This window comes from Bacillus cereus group sp. BfR-BA-01360 (genome assembly GCF_022663595.1).
Classification (GTDB): Bacteria; Bacillota; Bacilli; order Bacillales; family Bacillaceae_G; genus Bacillus_A; species Bacillus_A cytotoxicus.
In genome coordinates, this window is record NZ_JAKUFV010000097.1 from 1 (window position 1) to 260 (window position 260).

Sequence of the window (260 nt, forward strand, 5' to 3'; positions counted from 1 at the left end):
CCAGGATCAAACTCTCCAATAAAGTTTGTCTAGCATCATAAATAAAAATTGACGTTTCACGTTGTTTGTTTCGTTCAGTTTTCAAAGAACTAAAAGCGGGTGAAGAGAATCGAACTCTCGACCAGAGCTTGGAAGGCTCTTGTTTTACCACTAAACTACACCCGCGTGGTCGGGAAGACAGGATTTGAACCTGCGACCCCCTGGTCCCAAACCAGGTGCTCTACCAAGCTGAGCCACTTCCCGTTAATGGCGCGCCCGAG

2 tRNA genes are annotated in these 260 nt (G+C 47.7%); both read right to left on the reverse strand.

Annotation, left to right across the window (positions count from 1 at the left end):
* Positions 1-94: 94 nt before the first annotated feature.
* Positions 95-165, reverse strand: a tRNA-Gly gene (locus tag MR056_RS22105).
* A 1-nt stretch (position 166) separates the two neighbouring features.
* Positions 167-243: transfer RNA gene (locus MR056_RS22110), tRNA-Pro, on the reverse strand.
* Positions 244-260: the final 17 nt, after the last annotated feature.